Source organism: Streptomyces sp. 6-11-2 (assembly GCF_006540305.1).
In the GTDB taxonomy this organism is placed as follows: Bacteria; Actinomycetota; Actinomycetes; order Streptomycetales; family Streptomycetaceae; genus Streptomyces.
The window spans coordinates 1,247,056-1,262,898 of sequence record NZ_BJOR01000001.1; the positions used below are offsets into that span (position 1 = coordinate 1,247,056).

The 15,843-nt window shown below is 72.8% G+C and carries 15 protein-coding genes; 10 read left to right on the top strand and 5 right to left on the bottom strand.

Going from position 1 to position 15,843, the window contains the following annotated elements; translation table 11 throughout:
• Nucleotides 1–45: 45 nt before the first annotated feature.
• On the bottom strand, nt 46–1,551 hold the full coding sequence (locus TNCT6_RS05005) for an IucA/IucC family siderophore biosynthesis protein (protein WP_141356959.1): 1,506 nt from the start codon (nt 1,549–1,551) through the stop codon (nt 46–48).
• Between the two features lie 111 nt (nt 1,552–1,662).
• Here TNCT6_RS05005 and TNCT6_RS05010 point away from each other — a divergent pair, with 111 nt between their 5' ends.
• From TNCT6_RS05010 to TNCT6_RS05020, 3 genes are read left to right on the top strand one after another with little or no spacing between them, the layout of a single operon-like run.
• Nucleotides 1,663–3,195, top strand: a complete 1,533-nt coding sequence (locus tag TNCT6_RS05010; protein WP_141356961.1) for an IucA/IucC family protein — start codon at nt 1,663–1,665, stop codon at nt 3,193–3,195.
• 9 nt (nt 3,196–3,204) lie between these two features.
• Entirely contained in the window at nt 3,205–4,470 is a 1,266-nt protein-coding gene (locus tag TNCT6_RS05015) for a VWA domain-containing protein (RefSeq protein ID WP_141356963.1), read from the top strand.
• Entirely contained in the window at nt 4,470–5,291 is an 822-nt protein-coding gene (locus TNCT6_RS05020) for a hypothetical protein (RefSeq protein WP_141356965.1), read from the top strand. Before TNCT6_RS05015 ends, TNCT6_RS05020 begins: the two co-directional genes overlap by 1 nt.
• A gap of 60 nt (nt 5,292–5,351) precedes the next feature.
• On the opposite strand, the gene TNCT6_RS05025 is transcribed toward TNCT6_RS05020, so the two are convergent.
• Nucleotides 5,352–5,990 carry a helix-turn-helix domain-containing protein gene (locus tag TNCT6_RS05025; RefSeq protein ID WP_141356967.1) on the bottom strand — a complete coding sequence of 213 codons (639 nt, stop codon included), beginning with the start codon at nt 5,988–5,990 and terminating at the stop codon, nt 5,352–5,354.
• 87 nt (nt 5,991–6,077) lie between these two features.
• Here TNCT6_RS05025 and TNCT6_RS05030 point away from each other — a divergent pair, with 87 nt between their 5' ends.
• The 4 genes from TNCT6_RS05030 to TNCT6_RS05045 all read left to right on the top strand — a co-directional run bounded on the left by TNCT6_RS05030 (nt 6,078) and on the right by TNCT6_RS05045 (nt 10,440).
• Nucleotides 6,078–7,286: a pyridoxal phosphate-dependent aminotransferase gene (locus TNCT6_RS05030; RefSeq protein WP_141356969.1), complete on the top strand. Its 1,209-nt coding sequence runs from the start codon at nt 6,078–6,080 to the stop codon at nt 7,284–7,286.
• A 241-nt stretch (nt 7,287–7,527) separates the two neighbouring features.
• On the top strand, nt 7,528–8,997 hold the full coding sequence (locus TNCT6_RS05035; protein WP_373996151.1) for a hypothetical protein: 1,470 nt from the start codon (nt 7,528–7,530) through the stop codon (nt 8,995–8,997).
• Entirely contained in the window at nt 8,994–10,145 is a 1,152-nt protein-coding gene (locus TNCT6_RS05040) for a hypothetical protein (protein ID WP_141356971.1), read from the top strand. Before TNCT6_RS05035 ends, TNCT6_RS05040 begins: the two co-directional genes overlap by 4 nt.
• Nucleotides 10,146–10,257: 112 nt before the next feature.
• Nucleotides 10,258–10,440, top strand: a complete 183-nt coding sequence (locus TNCT6_RS05045) for a hypothetical protein (RefSeq protein ID WP_141356973.1) — start codon at nt 10,258–10,260, stop codon at nt 10,438–10,440.
• A 16-nt stretch (nt 10,441–10,456) separates the two neighbouring features.
• On the opposite strand, the gene TNCT6_RS05050 is transcribed toward TNCT6_RS05045, so the two are convergent.
• Complete coding sequence (locus TNCT6_RS05050; RefSeq protein ID WP_141356975.1) at nt 10,457–10,702, bottom strand: hypothetical protein; 246 nt, start codon at nt 10,700–10,702, stop codon at nt 10,457–10,459.
• Between the two features lie 138 nt (nt 10,703–10,840).
• On the opposite strand from TNCT6_RS05050, the gene TNCT6_RS05055 reads away from it, so the two are divergent.
• The 3 genes from TNCT6_RS05055 (at nt 10,841) to TNCT6_RS05065 (ending at nt 12,640) form a co-directional block, all read left to right on the top strand.
• Nucleotides 10,841–11,446, top strand: coding sequence for a histidine phosphatase family protein (locus TNCT6_RS05055; RefSeq protein WP_141356977.1), 606 nt, complete (start codon nt 10,841–10,843; stop codon nt 11,444–11,446).
• A gap of 85 nt (nt 11,447–11,531) precedes the next feature.
• Nucleotides 11,532–12,164 (top strand): hypothetical protein, encoded by a 633-nt coding sequence (locus TNCT6_RS05060; protein WP_141356979.1) that lies wholly within the window; start codon nt 11,532–11,534, stop codon nt 12,162–12,164.
• A 50-nt stretch (nt 12,165–12,214) separates the two neighbouring features.
• Entirely contained in the window at nt 12,215–12,640 is a 426-nt protein-coding gene (locus TNCT6_RS05065; RefSeq protein ID WP_141356981.1) for a thioesterase family protein, read from the top strand.
• A gap of 107 nt (nt 12,641–12,747) precedes the next feature.
• On the opposite strand, the gene TNCT6_RS05070 is transcribed toward TNCT6_RS05065, so the two are convergent.
• Together TNCT6_RS05070 and TNCT6_RS05075 are read right to left on the bottom strand one after the other, a co-directional pair.
• A complete protein-coding gene (locus TNCT6_RS05070; RefSeq protein ID WP_141366117.1) occupies nt 12,748–14,079 on the bottom strand; it encodes a nucleobase:cation symporter-2 family protein in 1,332 nt (443 codons plus the stop codon).
• Between the two features lie 319 nt (nt 14,080–14,398).
• Nucleotides 14,399–15,784 (bottom strand): 8-oxoguanine deaminase, encoded by a 1,386-nt coding sequence (locus TNCT6_RS05075; RefSeq protein WP_141356983.1) that lies wholly within the window; start codon nt 15,782–15,784, stop codon nt 14,399–14,401.
• Nucleotides 15,785–15,843 lie beyond the last annotated feature (59 nt).

The following is a 15,843-nucleotide window of genomic DNA, read 5'->3' on the forward strand; positions in this document are numbered from 1 at the left end:
CCAGGTCACCGGCCTTGACGGCCACGGACACGGACCCGCCGGGGGTCAGCCTGGGATCCAGGCGCTCACCAGCGGATTCGGCAGCGGCTGATAGCGGGCGGCGGCGCCGTCGGCGTTCGTCCAGCGCAGCAGCAGGTTCGTCTTCCCGGGCACGGTGGGCGAGGTGAGCAGGGCGGCGGCCTCGGGCAGGTCGTGGCAGGCGAGTTCACGGCGGGCGGCGGGCCAGGGGTCGAGACCCGGGTGGCGTTCGGCGAGGGCGGCGGCGATCTCGCTGAGGTGGTTGACGACCAGGCAGTACACCAGCCGCTCCCATCCGGCGGCCCGGGAGACGTCCGGCAGCAGCTTGACGCCCTCCGCGTCGCGGAAGAGTGCCTGCACGGGCAGGCCGGCGGCGTCCACGGCGATCAGCGAGTTCTGCAGATGGGCCTCCAGGACGACACCGTGCCGCGCGAAGGCGCCGAGGACGGGGGGTATCACCTGGCGCAGATACGCCTCCCACCACAGCGCCGGGTCCGCCGGGCCGTCCAGCGGGTTGCCGTCGAAGCCCTCGGCGAGGGCCGCGGCGAGCAGCGGGGTCGCGCCGGGCACCAGGTGTTCGCCCAGTCCGTCGCGGACGACGACGGCGAGTTCCTCGAAGGCGAAGGCGGCGGTGCGGTAGCCGCGGTCGGACAGCCAGGCCGCCCGGCCCGGCAGGTGGGCGAAGGCGGTCGCGACCGCCGTGTCGGTGCGGCGCAGCCTGCCGAGGTCGTGCCGCCACAACCGCCGCACGTCGTTGGTGATCCGCACGTCCAGACTGAACTTCAGGAAGAGGTCCGTGCCGGGGACGTGGACGGTGCGGACGGCCGCCGTGGGCCACACCGACCGGGCCGTCGTGCCCAGCCGCAGCAGCCGTCCGTCGGCGAAGGCCTCGGCGAGGTCGCGGCCCACCAGTTCGAGCTGCCAGGGGTGGGCGGGCAGCAGCCGGTAGCCGGGCGGGGCCAGGCCCAGCGCGTCGAGCGCCGAGGTGTCGCCCTCCTCGGCGACCAGGTCCTCGCGCACCCCGAGCAGCACCAGGGGGAAGCGGGCGTGTGCCTCGGGCGCGTACGGCAGCCAGGAGGCGGCCGGGCCGCCACCACGCGCCTTGGGCGCCGGGTGGTACGGGTGGCCGGTGACGAGCGCCTGCTCGGACCGGATGTACGGGCCCTCGGGCACCGGCGCGCGGTCGCGGGCGGCGAGCAGCGCCGCCACCGCCTCCCGGCTGTCGATCATCTCGGCGGGCAGTTCGTCGTTGGACAGGCCCGTGTGCCGACGCAGCTCCTCCGCCACGAGTTTGACCAGTTCCGGGTGGTCGATCCGCTGCCAGCCGCCCTCCGCGTACACCTCCGGCGCGGTGGGCCGCCGCCCGTCGCGCACGCGCAGCAGCCGGTCCCCGCCGGGCAGCCGGTACGTCCGCCGGCCGCCCGGATCCGGGTACGGCCGCGCGACCTCGCGGATCAGGCAGTTCAGCAGGGGCGCGGCCGCGTACGCGTCGGCGCGCTCCGCGACGTCGTCGGTGGGGGGCGTGAGCTCCATGCGTTTTACTCGGTCCGTTCGGTCCATAAGTCCACACGGTGCGAAGGTGATCAGTATGTCTGCCCGGCACGCGCCGACCTGACGCCCGCCCGCTATCGGAGGAGTCCGACCGTGCACCGTCCCCCAGCCACCGAGACCGAGGTCGCCGAGGAGCTGGCCGCCGTGCGGCCCGACCTGGTCTCACGGTACGCGGCGCGGCTGCACGACGCGCGGGCCGCCGTACTGACCCGGCTGTGGCGCGCGCTCGCCCACGAGCCGCTGCCGTGGATCACCGGCCGGGAGCGCACACGGGACGCGCTCGTCCTGCGGCTGCGCGACGGCCGCCGGCTGGAGGGGCCGCCGTCCGACCCGTACGCCACCTCCGCGTACGTCACGGCCGTACGTCTGGCCGGGGCGGCCCACGACGATCCGGCGCGGCTGATGAGGGACCTCGCCGTGCCGCACGGCGACTCGCTCGCCGCCGAACTCGGGCACAGTGTCGCCTCGCTGGCGCTGTCGCGGGCCGATCAGCCACCCGTTGAGGAGGCCCACCGCGAGGAGTGGCCGGTGGCGGACTGGCAGTGGGAGCAGCGGGTGGTCGACGGCCACCCCTTCCACCCCAACTGCCGTTCCCGGCCGGGCTTCTCAGTCGCCGAGCAGCTCGCGTACGGGCCCGAGCACCGGCCGTCGGTCGAGCTGGGCCTGGTGCCGGTGCCGGAGCGGGAGTGCCTGGTGAGCGGGGCGTGGCCGAGTGACCTGCGGGACGGCGGGCGGCTGCTGATCCCCGTGCACCCCTGGCAGGCGGCGCATGTGCTCAAGCAGCCGCGCGGGGAACGTGCCCTCGCGGCCCGTCCGCTGCTGTCGCTGCGCACCCTGGCCGTGCCCGGCGGGCTCCACGTCAAGACCTCGCTCAGCGCCCGGCTGACGTCCTCGGTCCGGGACATCTCGGTCGGCTCGGTGACCGCCTCCGCCGCCCTGTCGGACTTCGCCGTGGACCTGGCGGCCCGCACGGACGGCCTGCTGCACATCACCCGCACTCTGGGCGCGGCCACCTCGGGCTCCCCCGATCTGGCGGCTCTGTGGCGCGAGTCGCCCGGGACGTACGCCGCATCCGGGGAGCACGTGGTGCCGGTGGCGGCGCTGCCGACCACGGACCTGCCCGACTCACCCGCCTGGACGGGCGAGTTCACACGCCTGGCGCTGACCGTCGGACTGCGTCTGCTGGAGCTGGGGGTGGCCCTGGAGGCACACGGCCAGAACCTGCTCGTCGTGCTGTCCGAATCCGGCTCCCCGCTGCGGCTGGTCTACCGCGACCTCGCCGACATCCGGATCAGTCCGGCCCGCCTGACCCGCCACGGCATCGGCGTACCGGAGTTGCCCGCCCGGAACCTCACCGACGACCCGACCGCCCTGCGCCGCAAGCTGTTCGGCTCGCTGGTGGCGGGCGCGCTGGCGGGCACGGCCGGATCGGCGGCCGCGCTGCGGGCGGCACTGGAGCCGGCCGTACGGGACCTGCCGCGCACCCCGGACCTCGTGGCGTTGTGCGAACAGCCGCTTCCGGCCAAGGCGTTGACGCTGATGCGGCTGTCTCCCGGCACACCCGGCGACCAGTGGACCGGGCTGCCCAACCCGCTCGTTTTGGTCCCCGGCACGTCCGATCAATAAGATCCGCCGATGATCACAAGACAACGGCTGGCGGCGGGAGTCTGTGCTCTGCTCGCCGCCCTGACGGCCGGGATGGCCTTTCCCGCCGGTGCGGTAGCCGACGAGATGGAGGGGCAGGACGCCCCGAAGGTCGAACTCGTCCTGGACGTCAGCGGCTCCATGCGGACCCGGGACATGGACGGCGGGACGCGGATGGCCGCGGCCAAGCAGGCGTTCAACGAGGTGCTCGACGCGACCCCCGAGGAGGTCCAGCTCGGAATCCGAACCCTCGGGGCCAACTACCCCGGCAACGACAGGAAGACGGGCTGCAAGGACACCGCCCAGCTCTACCCGGTCGGCCCGCTGAACCGCACCGAGGCCAAGACCGCGGTGGCGACGCTGGTGCCGACCGGCTGGACCCCCATCGGACCGGCGCTCCAGAAGGCGGCGACGGACCTCGACGGCGGCAACGGCATGCGCCGGATCGTCCTGATCACCGACGGCGAGGACACCTGTCAGCCGCTGGACCCGTGCGAAGTGGCCCGCGAGATCGCGGCCAAGGGCATCGGGCTGACCATCGACACCCTCGGCCTGGTGCCGGACGCCAAGACCCGCGACCAGCTCATCTGCATCGCGGAGGCGACCGGCGGCACCTACACCTCCGTACAGCACAAGGAGGAACTCAGCGACCGAGTCGGCCAGTTGGTCGACCGGGCAGCCGACCCGGTGGTGACGCCGGTGGCCACGGAGGGCGCCACCGAGTGCGCGAAGGCGCCGACGCTCAAGTCCGGCCTCTACACCGACCGTGAGGAGTTCGGACAGCAGCGCTGGTACCGGGTGGACGTCAACCCCGGCCAGGAGCTGCGGGCCTCGGTGAGCGTCGCCGCGGACCGGGCCGTCGACACCGACTACGGCCTGCTGGTGCGGGCCGTGACGGAGCGCGGCCGGGAGATCGTGCGCGGTGAGGCGGCGGGCAACGGCCGTACGGACGTGATCTCCACGGGTCTGCGCTACCCGAAGCCGGAGAGCGACGACGAGAGCGCCCCGGCCGAGACCGTGTGCCTTCAGATCACCAACGCCTTCTCGGCGGCCTCCGGCGTGAAGACCACGCCGGGTCTGCCGCTGGAGCTGACCGTCGACGTGGTGGACGGTCCGGGCAAGTCGAGCGATGTGGCCTCCTTCGGTCTCGGCCGCGGCTGGTGGCTGCTCGGCGCGCTGGTGCTCACCGGCTTCGTCGCGGGCCTGCTGTGGGGCTGGGTGTCGCGTTGGCGGGTCGCAATCTGGAGGACGAACTGATGCGTATCACCCGTGTGTTGGGCGCCGCTCTGCTGGCGCTCGGGCTGGCCGCGGGCCCCGCGGCAGCCGACTCGTCACCCTCGGCGGATCCGTCCGGCGACAGCGGGGCGCCCAGCCAGGCGGGCACCTCGTTCCGTAGCGCGACCGAGATCGAGCAGGGGCAGCAGGCCACCGCCAGCGGCTCCACCGGCGACTACCTGTACTGGTCGTTCGCCGCGGACGCCGGGCAGCGCCCCACCGTCAAGGCGACGGTGAAGCTGCCCGAGGCGCACGCCTCGCAGACCTGGCAGATCGACGTCTACGACGGTCTGCGGCGCCGCCAGTCCTGCCAGTACGGCGCCCAGACCCGCACCGCCGCACAGGGCACGGCCTCGGTCGAACTCGCCTGCGTGCTGCGCACGGTGCGGGCCTGGTCGGAACCGTGGGCCAACGACCCGCTGCCGGGCACGTACTACATCCGGCTCATGGCGGCCGGTCTGCCCGCCTCCGACCTGGGTCTGCCGGTGAGCGCCGAGGTGCGGGCCGACTCCAAGGACATCGGCGGCGCCGCGGCGGTCGACGGCTCGCTCGCGCAGCCGCTGACCCCGGGCATCGCGGTCAAGTCCGAGCAGGACGGCAGCGGTTCGCAGGACGACCAGGGTTCGAAGAAGTCGGCCGTGCTGTCCAGCATCGAGCCGGACGGCGGCTGGTCCTCCACCTGGTGGTCGGACCGATGGGTGTGGACCGGGATCGGCGGCCTGCTCGCCGCGCTCGCGGGCATCGGCGGGTACGCGCTGACGCGCGGCTCGGGACGCCCGTCGCGCATACCGCCGGGCGTCTGACGGCAGTTCCGCCCGACGGCACCTCGGAAGGCCCGCTCCTCCTTTGGGGCGGGCCTTCTCTCATGCCCCGCGCAACGCCTTGGCCGCAGAGCCGTCCCCGCCCACCTCGACGCGCCCGTCCCGTACCGCGTCCACCAGGCCCAACTCCCCGCGGCTGACGGCCGTACACGTGACGGAGTCGAGAGCCAGCCGGGCGTCCGGCTCCACCGGCGCGGGTCCGCACCCGTAGAGCGGGCCCTCCACGGCTCCCAGCCACAGATGGAAGTCGCCTTCCTCCAGCCGGACTTCGACGACGCCCGTCCCGATCCCCGCCTCCTCCAGGGCGCGCAGCAGGGGCAGCGCGAACCAGTGCGCGCGCAGCGCGTCGGTGGGCCGCCGCTCCCCCAGCTCCGTCCGCCCCCACTCCCCGAGCGCCCGCAGTACCGGCAGCAACTCACGCCCCCGCGAGGTGAGTTCGTAGACGTGGACGGCTCCGGGCGGCGGCAGCCGGCGCCGGGTCGTCAGCCCGTCCCGTTCCATGTCCTTCAGCCGTGAGGCGAGCATGTCCGTGCTCACGCCCGGCAGGTCGGCGTGCAGATCGGTGTACCGGCGCGGACCGGCCAGCAGCTCCCGGACGATCAGCAGGGTCCAGCGGTCGCCGACGGCATCGAGCGCGCGGGCGGCGGAGCAGAACTGGTCGTAGCTACGGCGAGGTGACATGCGACGCAGTGTAGACGGGTTGTTGGACTTTCCAAGCTCCCGCTTGGTAAAACCAAGCAAGACCAGTTACCGGAAGGGAAGCGGCGCATGGAGTTCCGGCAGTCGAGCAAGCTCAGCGAGGTCTGTTACGAGATCCGCGGCCCGGTGATCGAGCACGCCGACGCGCTGGAGGAGGCCGGTCACAGCGTGCTGCGGCTGAACACCGGCAACCCCGCGCTGTTCGGCTTCGAGGCACCGGAGGAGATCCTCCAGGACATGATCCGGATGCTTCCGCGGGCACACGGCTACACCGACTCGCGCGGCGTCCTCTCCGCCCGCAGGGCCGTCGCCCAGCGCTACCAGAACCTCGGCCTGGAGGTGGACGTCGACGACGTCTTCCTGGGCAACGGCGTCTCGGAACTGGTCTCGATGGCTGTGCAGGCACTGATCGAGGACGGCGACGAAATCCTCGTGCCCGCACCGGACTTCCCCCTCTGGACGGCCGTGACGACGCTGGCCGGCGGCACGGCGGTCCACTATCTGTGCGACGAACAGGCCGACTGGTACCCGGACCTGGACGACATGGCCTCGAAGATCACCGACCGTACGAAGGCCGTGGTCGTCATCAACCCCAACAACCCGACCGGCGCGGTCTACCCCAAGGAGGTCCTGGAGGGCATCTGCGACCTCGCCCGCCGCCACGGCCTGATGGTCTTCGCGGACGAGATCTACGACCAGATCCTCTACGACGACGCCGTCCACCACTCCACCGCCGCGCTCGCCCCGGACCTGGTCGTGCTCACCTTCTGCGGCCTGTCCAAGACCTACCGAGTGGCGGGCTTCCGCTCCGGCTGGCTGGTGGTCACCGGCCCCAAGCAGCACGCGAAGGACTATCTGGAGGGCCTGACCATGCTGGCCTCCATGCGCCTGTGCGCCAACGTCCCCGCCCAGTACGCGATCCAGGCCGCCCTCGGCGGCCGCCAGTCCATCCGCGAACTGACCGCACCGGGCGGCCGGCTGCACGAACAGCGGAACGTGGCCTGGCAGAAGCTCAACGAGATCCCGGGCGTGACGTGCGTGAAGCCCAGGGGCGCGCTGTACGCGTTCGCCCGCCTGGATCCCAAGGTCCACCGGATCCACGACGACGAGAAGTTCGTCCTGGACCTCCTCCTGCGCGAGAAGATCCAGGTGGTCCAGGGCACGGGCTTCAACTGGCCGGCCCCGGACCACTTCCGCATCCTCACGCTCCCCCACGCGGACGTCCTGGACACGGCGATCAGCAGGATCGGCCGGTTCCTCGGCGGATACCGGCAGTAGGTCCGGCACCGCGCCTCCCGGGCCCGCGGCCGTCCCGGGCCCCTCCGGCCAGGGGAAACTCCTCCGAGCCCGCGACCCGCGCCGTGTTACGGTCCCGGTGCCGGCCGCGGGACTTCGGTGCGACTTCCGGAACCTGCCTATGAAGCAATGATTCGCAGCTCGTGCCCCCATTCCCCGGCCGGCCCCGGCAAGGGAGTGCCGACCAGCCCCGGCAGGGGGCCGCGAGTGAACGGGTGAGGGCATGGACGAGGGCATGAAGTCGTCCGGGGATCCGATCGCGGCCGAGGACGTACTGCTCTTCGTCAACGCCGCGATCACCGCGACCGGCCAGCGCGAGTTCCGCTCCGACGCGGCGGCCCAGCGGCTCTCCCTCGACTTCCTGCACGCCTACACGCTGGGCAACTACCGCGACCTCTACGCGGGCGTGCTCGCCCTCGACATCAACGACCACAACGCGGCGCTGATCGTCCGCCGGCTGCTGGAGACCGCCCGCGAGGCCACCGCGGACCAGCGCCGCAGCGAGGGCCGGCTGATCGCCGGACGGCTGGCGCTGCTGCCGCCGCAGCGCGTCTACGGACTCTTCGGCGCCCTGCGCCGCTCCGGGGTGAACAACCGCCGCACCCGCGCCCTGCTGCGCGACTGGCTGGCCGCCCGACCCGATCCGGCCCTCGACGCCGTCAAGTACCGCAACGGCCTCAAGCGGGCGCTGCGGCACGCGCATCTGTCGCCGGACGACGCCGAACTCGGCGCCTTCCTCTTCGCTCCGCACAGCCGCGCCCGCTACGACACGCCGATCCTGGAGGCCTGGCGGCGCGCGCACTACGAGCAGGCGGTGCTCTACGAACTCCCGTACACCGTCGCGGAGGGCTTCGCCGCCAGGCACGGCATACCGCGCGGCGTGTTCCTGGAACGCATCGCCCCCCGGCTCACCCGCCTGGAGACGCTGCGGCTCCAGGAGGCGGCGCGGCAGCACGGTCCCGCGGCGGCGCGGGCGGTGGCGGCCGACCTGTCCCGGATGCCGCTCACCCGGCTCGCCGGGTACGTGCTCTCCCTCACCGCACCGGAACGGGTCGCCCGGCGCGAGGAGCTGACCGGCGCGCTGCGCACGGCCGCCCTTCGGACGGCGGGCCGGCACCGGGGAACCTGGGGCCGGGTGGCCGCCGTCCTGGACGACAGCTTCTCCTCCTCCGGTTCGGGTGTGAAGCGGCGCCGGCCGCTGGCGGTCGCCCTGGCCTGCCACTACCTGCTCGAAGCGCTCGCCGGCCACTACACCGGGCTGTGGACCTCCGGCCGCGGCGACGCGCTCCTGGCCCACCCCGTCGGCCCGACCCCGCTGGGTGAGCGGATCCTCGACGGCCTGGAGACGGCACCGGAACGTCTGGTGATCGTCTCCGACGGCTGGGACAACTCTCCTCCCGGGCTGGCGGGTGAGGTGCTCCGGACCTGGCGCACCCGCCTCGATCCGGCCCGCCGCACCAGCGTGGTGCACCTCAACCCCGTGTACGACGCCGAGGACTTCGACGTGCGCCGGCTGTCCGCACGGGTGCCGACGGCGGGCATCCGCGACGCCGAGGACCTGCCCGCGCTCGTCGAGATCGCGCAGTTCGCCGAGGGCCGGACCGGCCTGGCCGACCTGACGGCCTACCTGGACTCCCGCGCGGCGCGGCTCACCGCCGCCGCGGACCGGCGGGCGGAGAGGAACCCCCGATGACACCGCACGGACTGCTCGACGGGCTGGAGACCCGCCCCGCGCAGGTGTGGGGCGCCGTACGGCTGGTGCCGCTCGTACGGGCCGAGCCGATCCAGGACCTGCGCCTGCACCCGCGAATCCACGACGGACCGGGCGAGGTGGACCTGGGCCGGGGACGGAGCTACTGCTCCTACGTCCCGCACAGCTTCGTCGCCGACTGGACCGGGGACGGCTCACCCGCCGCGGCCTACGGAACACAGCTGACCGACGGGCGGCCCGAGCAGGAAGTCGGGTTCGCACGACTGCACTTCCACCGCCGGGCGGCCCGCCGGGAGGCCCGGCACCGGCTGCGTTTCCTGCCGCTCCACCTCGCGCTGGAGGGCTATCTCGCACTTCACTTCGGCGGTCCCGCCGTCGCCTGGGAGCACTGGTCGCACCGAGCCGTGCGTCAGGGGCTCTCCCCGCGTGTCGAGGCCGCCTACCTCGGCACCGAAGTACTTGGACTGGCCGACGCGTTGCGCGTCTTCGAGATCCACCCGGGCCAGTGCGGCATGCTGATCCATCTGGCCGACGCGCCCGCCGCGGCGTTCGTGGTGCCGCACCCGGAGGACTACCGCACCCTGCACCCGACCCTGCTCCAGGACCTCTACGGCGACCTGGTGCACCACTACGCCACCCTGATGCCTCCCGTCACGGACTTCCGCGCCCGCATCCCCGACACCCGGATCCGCACGCTCGCCGACCTGCGGGACGCCGCGGCGGAACAGACGGCGCGGTGGGCCGACTTCCACGACACCACGATGGCGGCCGGACTGCTGGACCAGCCGAGCACCTGGCAACTGGTCCGGCGCATGGGCCGCTTCACCCTCTCCCGCTTCCTGCCGCCGTTCCGCCCCAAGCAGGACAACCACATCGGCGAGGCGATCACCGACGAACACGGCCGGACCGTCTACCTCAAGACCTTCCGCCTCTCGGAGAGCCAGGTCCGCCGCGGCCACCTCCTCACGCACCTCGCCGCCCACGACTGGCACCTCCCCGCCACCGCCACCGCCCTCGGCCTGACCGAGCCCCAACTGGCCCTCCGCCTGGAGGCGTCCGGCTTCGCCCACCTCCTCCGTCAGGACGTCCTGGACCACTACCGCAAACAGAACCGCGCCGGAAACCCCTGACCAGAAGCGGAGATCGGACGCCGCGAGACGGCGGGACCGGTGGAAGAAGGCACCCCCCGAACACCGGGCTCGTGCCAGGCAGGAGGAGCAGGAAGAGAAGCCACGCGAGGCCTTGCCTACGTATCCCGTCGACCATCGTGGCTACATCACACCGCACCCGGAGGACTACCCCGCCCTGTCGCGGCAGCGGGCGGTCCGCATCGCCGGGGAGATGGGGCTGCGTGCCGAGACGTGGGGGAACAAGGGGTCGTGGCGGTACGAGGAGAGCGTGGTCGAGGAAGTGCCGCTCGACTGAGCCGGAGGGGCCCGGGCTAGTGAGGATCGTCCGCGTCCGAGGGGGTTTCCCAGTGGAAGGACGCGAGGGTGACCTGGTCCTCGTCGGGCTCGGTGTCGTCGTCCTGTTCACGGCGGGTCAGGTGGCCGAGGGCCACCATCGCGCCGAGCAGCAGGCCGATCAGGCAGATCAGGCCGAGTACGAGCGCGGCCAGGCTCAGCAGCGTGTTGCCGACCAGGTCGGCCAGTATTCCGATCGGGTCCAGACATCCGCACGCCAGCATGCCGATACGTTCCCCGCCGGCGGCGCGGTCGGGACGCCGCGTTGCCGATCCGTGCTCCGAAAGTGCCCGGGCCGCGATGCCCCGCCGTGGGCGCGTGAGTCCGCCGGAGCGGGGACGCGGGCTCGTAGCCTGTGACGCATGGGTGATCTCTTTCTCGTACGGCACGGCGAGACCGAGTGGTCGCGGTCCGGGCGGCACACCGGGTGGACGGACGTGCCGCTCACCGAGCGCGGGCGGGAGGAGGCACGGCGGCTGGTGCCGTTGATCCGCTCGCACCGGATCGGGGCCGCGTTCGTCAGCCCGTCGCAGCGGGCGCGGGAGACGGCCCAGCTCATCGGGGTCCACGACGCGCGGGTCGACACGGATCTGCGGGAGTGGGACTACGGCGGCTACGAGGGCGTCACCACCGTCGAGATCCAGCGGACGTGGCCCGGCTGGTTCCTGTTCACGGACGGGGTCGCCCCGGGACCGCCGGAACATCCCGGGGAGAGCGTGGAGCAGGTCGGGGAGCGGGCCGACCGGATGCTGGGCAAGGTGGACGCCGCGCTCGCCAACACCGAGGGGGCCGTCGTGCTGGTGGCCCACGGGCACTTCCTGCGGGTGCTCACCGCCCGGCGGCTCGGACTGCCGCCGTCGGCGGGCGCGCTGTTCCAGCTGGCCACGGGCACGGTGTGCCGGCTGGGCACGGAGCACGGGCGGCCGGTGATCGCGGGCTGGAACATCCGGGCGACCCCGTCGGCGTAAGCGGCGGCGGCACGTTGTCGGACCCGGGTCGTAGTCTTCGAATGGGCCGTTCGACGGCTGTTCGACGATTCGGGGAGGCCGCGCCGTGACACGACCACCTACCGCCGCGCAGCGCCGCGTCATCGACGCCGCCGACCCCGTGACCGGCCGGCTCAGGGGTACGGAGGCGCAGCTCGCGGCGCTGGCGAAGCGGGGGCTCGCCTTCCGGCATCCACGGCCGCCGCACGACCACTTCCTCACCCCGGCCGGACATCGGATACGGGAGGCGGAGGAGGTGACGAAGAAGGCGCCCGACGTCGGGGAGGCGCCTGCCGGTACCGGCGTGTTCTCCGCCCGCGTCGGCGGCGAGGAGGCCCCGTACGACGGTCCCGGGCGGGTGCGCGAGGTGCACAGCGCCTGGCAGGGACTGCTGGAACTGCGCCGGATGACCAACCCGGACGGTGCCGTCGAACGGCCCTGCGGCTGGGAGCGCGCGCATCTGGTGCGGGCCGCCGCGCTCGCCCTGGAGGCGGCGGGACAGCGGCCCGCGGGGCCGGACGCGGACGGATACCGGGTACGGGCGACCCCGCAGCCGGAGGCGGTCGCGGTGTACGGGCCGGACGGCGCGGCACTGCGGGCGTGCGCGGCCGCGCTGGAGCGGGCGGGCTGGCAGGCCGGGGAGTACACCGAGCCCCGGACCAGGGCCCGGTACCTGCTGGCGTCGCCGCGCAGGATGTGACGGCCGTGCCAGGATCGGTGGGTCCGAGCGGCGTACGAGAAGGGGACGCGGTGAGCGAGCCGTTTTCCGTCCGGGTGACCGTCCGCGGTGACGAGACCGATGTGCAGGAGCACCTCAACCAGGCCGTGTACCTCAACTACGCGGAGCACGCCCGCTGGTCGTTGCTCCACCAGGCTGCCGGGATCAGCCAGGCGGGCCTCCTGTCCGGCGGCGTGGGGCCGGTGGCCCTGGAGACGACGATCCGCTACCCGCGTGAGCTGCCGGCCGGCGACGAGGCCGAGGTGACCTGTGCCTTCGAGTGGGGCGGGGGCAAGACCTTCCGCATCCGGCGGACGGTCCGGAAGGCCGACGGCGCGGTGGCGGCCGAGATCGACGCGGCCGTCGGCCTCCTGGACCTCAAGGCGAGGAAACCGGTGCCCGCTCCGCACGACCGCTTCAGGCAACTGGCGACGGATCCCGCACTGTTCGGGCTGTGACACACACGGCGGGAGGGGCACGGCACAGCGGCCGTACCCCTCCCGAAGATCGGCGCGGTGGCCGCCCCTCCCGAGGGCCCGCGCGGCGGCCGTACCCCTCCGGGGGATCAGCGCGCCACCGCGATCTCCTCCCCCGCCTCCATCGGATGGGTGACGTCCTGGGCGTCCACCAGCCCGGGCCTGCCCAGGTGGTTGAACACGAAGTTGAGCAGGACGGCCGCGACGCAGCCCGTGGAGATGCCGGAGTCGAGGACGATCCGGGCGGTCTCCGGGAAGGCGTGGTAGAAGTTCGGCGCCGTGATCGGGATGATGCCGACGGCGATCGAGACGGCGACGATCAGGACGTTGTTGTCCTTGTCGAGGCCGGCCCGGGCCAGGGTCTGGATGCCGCTGGCGGCCACCGAGCCGAACAGGACCACGCCCGCGCCGCCGAGCACCGGGCGCGGTACGACGGCGATGAGCGAGGCGGCCATCGGGCACAGGCCCATCAGGACCAGGAAGCCGCCGCCGAAGGCCACCACGAAGCGGCTGCGGATCCGGGTCATGGCCACCAGGCCGATGTTCTGCGCGAAGGCACTGCACATGAAGCCGTTGAACAGGGGGCTGAGGGCGGAGCCGAGGGTGTCGGCGCGCAGGCCGGCGGCGATCGTCTTCTCGTTCGCCGGGCGTTCGACGATCTCACCGAGGGCCAGCATGTCCGCGGTGGACTCGGTCATCGAGACCACCATCACCACGCACATCGACAGGATCGCGGCGACCTGGAACTGCGGCGCGCCGAAGTGGAAGGGGGTCGGGAAGCCGACCACCTGGGCGTCCGCCACCGGGCCGAAGTCCGTGACGCCGAACGGGATCGCGATGACCGTGCCGGCGATCAGCCCGAGCAGGACCGCGATCTGCTTGACGAAGCCGCGGGTGAAGCGGCGCAGCAGCAGGACGATGACCAGGGTGGTGCCGGCCAGGGTGAGGTTCGTCGCCGAACCGTAGTCGTGCGCGGCCGGGTTGGGGCCCTGGGCCCAGCCGAAGGAGACCGGCAGCAGGGAGACACCGATGAGGGTGATCACGGTGCCGGTGACCACCGGTGGGAAGAAGCGGATCGCCTTGCAGAAGATCGGCGCGGCCAGGAAGCCGAGGACGCCCGCCACGATCACCGCGCCGAAGATGATCGGCAGGGCGTCGGACTTGTCCTTGGTGGCGGCGACGACCGCCGTCATCGGGGCGACACCGGCGAAGGTGACGCCGTTGACGAAGGGGAGCCGGGCGCCGATCTTCCAGATGCCGAGGGTCTGGAGGAAGGTGGCGAGACCGGCCGTGAACAGGCAGGCCCCGGTGAGGAACGTCAGCTCGGTGCCGGACAGGCCCACGGCGGCGCCGACGATCAGGGGCGGGGCGACCACGCCCGCGTACATGGCGGCCACATGCTGAAGGCCGCTGGTCGCCATCTTCAGGATGGGGAGTTTCTCGTCCACGGGATGGGTGGTGGACTCGGCTGGCTGTAGCGCCTCGTCACGGGACGTGGGGTGAGCGGCCACGGCGGCTCCTCCGGTCGGTTGACACGTCGTCTTCGACGTGGGTGTCTGGGAGGTGGTGCGTGTGGTCGTGCGGGACCGGGTCGGGCCCTCGGTGGGGTCCGCGGGGCGAACGGAGACCGTTCCGGGGCGCGTGTCCAAGCGCGCCCCGGAGCCGGCCCGCCGCGGACCCCGCTCGGGTCCACGGCTACCGGTCGGGAGCCGTCCCTCCCGCCCGGAGTTCCTCAGTCGGTCAGCTCTGCGCGGTGATGCGCGCCAGCCGCTGTGCTTCGGCCCGCGTGGCGCGGGCGATGGCGTCCTCGTCGACGGTCAGCAACCGGCCGTCCTCGACGATCTGCCGCCCGTCCACGAAGGAGGCGGTGACCGGTGCCGCCGCGCCCAGGACCAGGGCGGTCACCGGGTCGGCGATCGAGGCGTGGGCCAGCGTGTCCATCCTCCACAGCACCAGGTCGGCCAGCTTGCCCGGCTCCAGCGAGCCGATCTGGCCGGCCCGGCCGAGTACCCGGGCGCCGCCGTAGGTGCCCAGGCGCAGCGCCTGACGGGCGTTCAGGGCCGCCTCGCGGTGTGCGCCGAGGCGGTTGATCAGCAGGGCGTTGCGCAGTTCGGTGTGGAGTTCGCCGGACTCGTTGGAGGCGGTGCCGTCGACACCGAGGCCGACCGGGACGCCGGCCGCCAGCATGTCGGGGACCCGGGCGATTCCGGCCGCGAGGCGGGCGTTGGAGGAGGGGCAGTGCGCCACACCGGTCTTCGTACGGGCGAAGGCGGCGATGTCGGAGTCGTTCATGTGGACGCAGTGCGCCATCCACACGTCCTCGCCCAGCCAGCCCGTGGACTCGAAGTAGTCGGTGGGGCCCTTGCCGAACAGCTCGTGGCAGAACTTCTCCTCCTCGACCGTCTCCGAGCCGTGGGTGTGCAGCCGTACGCCGAGGCGGCGGGCCAACTCCGCGGCCTGCTGGAGCAGTTCGGTGGAGACGGAGAACGGGGAGCAGGGGGCGACGGCGATCTGTGTCATGGCGTCGAAGGAGGCGTCGTGGTGCCGCCGAACGGTCTCCTCGGTGGCGGCGAGCGCGCCCTGGAGCGTCTCCACGGCGAAGTCCGGCGGCAGCCCGCCGTCCTTCTCGCCGCGGTCCATCGAACCGCGGGCCAGGGTGAACCGCACGCCCGTCTCGCGGGCCGCCCGGATGATCGCGCCGGACAGGTCTCCGGAGCCGTGCGGGAAGACGTAGTGGTGGTCCATGGCGGTGGTGACGCCGCCGCGGGCCATCATCGCCAGCGACCCCTGGGCCGCCGCGTACACCATCTCCTCGTCGATGCGCGCCCAGGTCGGGTAGAGCGCGACGAGCCAGTCGAACAGGTTGTGGTCGGTGGCCAGGCCCCGGGTGATCCACTGGTAGAAGTGGTGGTGGGTGTTGACCAGACCGGGCGTGGCCAGATGGCCGCTCGCGTCGATGCGGCGCACCACGTCCTTCAGACCCTCGGGGGCCTTGCCCGCGCCGACCGACTCGATCCGGTTGCCGGCGAGGACGAGGTGTCCGGAGGCGTACTCGGTGTCGTCCGCGTCCACGGTCGCGATCGCGCAGTTCTCGATGACGATGCGCTGGGCTGCCGATGGTGCCATTGCGCTTCCTTGTCTTTGGTGGCGGCCCGTGGACGTGGGGCGTCCACGGGGAGGGCACG